Below are 869 nucleotides of genomic sequence, written 5' to 3' on the forward strand. Positions count from 1 at the left end.
ACGAATGAAGCTTCTGGTGTGTGTGAAGCGGGTTGTCGATTACAACGTGAAGATCCGCGTGAAGGCGGACGGGTCCGGGGTGGAGCTTTCCAACGTCAAGATGTCCATGAACCCCTTCGACGAGATCGCCGTGGAGGAAGCCGTGCGCCTGAAGGAGCAGGGCAAGGCCACCGAGATCGTGGCCGTCTCCATCGGCCCGAGCCAAGCCGGCGAGACCATCCGCACCGCGCTCGCCATGGGGGCCGACCGCGGCATCCTGGTCAAGACCGACGCGACCGTCGAGCCGCTTGCCGTCGCCAAGATCCTCAAGGGCGTGATCGCGCAGGAGAACCCCGATCTGGTGATCATGGGCAAGCAGGCCATCGACGACGATGCCAACCAGACCGGCCAGATGCTGGCGGCGCTTCTCGGCTGGCCGCAGGGCACCTTCGCGTTCAAGGTCGATGTGGGCGAGGGCTCGGTCGACGTGACCCGCGAGGTCGATGGCGGCCTGCAGACGGTGGGCCTGAAGCTGCCGGCCATCGTGACCACGGACCTGCGCCTCAACGAGCCGCGCTATGCCTCACTCCCCAACATCATGAAGGCCAAGAAGAAGCCCCTCGACGAGACCAGCCCTGAGGCGCTCGGCGTCGACGTTTCCCCGCGCCTGAAGGTGCTCAAGACCGCCGAGCCCGGCGGCCGCAAGGCGGGCGTGAAGGTGGCGTCGGTGGCCGAACTCGTCCAGAAGCTGAAAGTCGAAGCCGGCGTGCTCTAAGAAGGAACAAGACCCATGACCACGTTGCTGATTGCCGAGCACGACAACGCTCACGTCAAGGACGCCACCCACAAGGCGCTCTCCGCCGCCAAGGCCCTGGGCGCTCCGGTGCACA

General features: G+C 65.7%; 1 protein-coding gene and 1 pseudogene. Both read left to right on the forward strand.

Going from position 1 to position 869, the window contains the following annotated elements; translation table 11 throughout:
• Positions 1–4: 4 nt before the first annotated feature.
• A complete protein-coding gene (locus E4K09_RS05920; RefSeq protein WP_134495839.1) occupies positions 5–754 on the forward strand; it encodes an electron transfer flavoprotein subunit beta/FixA family protein in 750 nt (249 codons plus the stop codon).
• A gap of 15 nt (positions 755–769) precedes the next feature.
• A pseudogene (locus E4K09_RS30120) lies at positions 770–869 on the forward strand (electron transfer flavoprotein subunit alpha/FixB family protein); the annotation flags it as partial.

It is taken from the genome of Microvirga pakistanensis, assembly GCF_004458765.1.
Taxonomy (GTDB): Bacteria; Pseudomonadota; Alphaproteobacteria; order Rhizobiales; family Beijerinckiaceae; genus Microvirga; species Microvirga pakistanensis.